1 protein-coding gene is annotated in these 650 nt (G+C 57.5%); it reads left to right on the forward strand.

Annotated features, from left to right (window positions below; translation table 11 throughout):
• On the forward strand, nt 1-650 hold a 650-nt coding region (gene thyX / locus RUMCAL_RS05910), incomplete at both ends, for an FAD-dependent thymidylate synthase (RefSeq protein WP_021681736.1).

Raw genomic sequence — 650 nt, forward strand, 5'->3', positions numbered from 1 at the left:
CGGCTATGTTATTCTGACACCGATGTAGAGGCTCTGCGGGAGTCCATTTCGCAGGAGCGTGCAGAACAGTTTGTGGAAATGCTGGCGGGATTCGGTCACGAAAGCCCCGTGGAACATGTGACATTTACATTTGGGATCGAGGGCGTTTCCCGTTCGTTTCTGGCACAGGTGACCCGTCACCGCATTGCTTCGTTCTCTGTGCAGAGCCAGCGGTATGTGCGGCAGGATCACTTTGTCTTTGTGACACCGCCGGCAATTGTTGCCGAGCCGGAACTGCTGCGGGAATACGAAAACGCCATGCAGCAGTCCATTGACAGCTACAACCGGCTGGCGGACGCGTTGGCGGCGAAATATGTGCCGGAATTTCTGGCACAGGGCTGCACCGAAAAGGCAGCCCGCACCAAGGCGGAGAAAAAGGCGATCGAGGACGCACGGTATGTGCTGCCTAACGCCTGTGAAACCAAAATGATCCTGACCATGAATGTCCGTAGTCTGCGGAACTTTTTCCGGCTGCGGTGCTGCAATCGGGCACAGTGGGAGATTCGGGAAGTGGCAACGGAAATGCTCCGGCTCTGCTGTGAGGTTTCTCCTGCCCTGTTCCGCACCGCCGGTCCGTCCTGCTACTGCGGCGGCTGTACCGAGGGCAAGAT

The organism is Ruminococcus callidus ATCC 27760 (assembly GCF_000468015.1).
In the GTDB taxonomy this organism is placed as follows: Bacteria; Bacillota; Clostridia; order Oscillospirales; family Ruminococcaceae; genus Ruminococcus_C; species Ruminococcus_C callidus.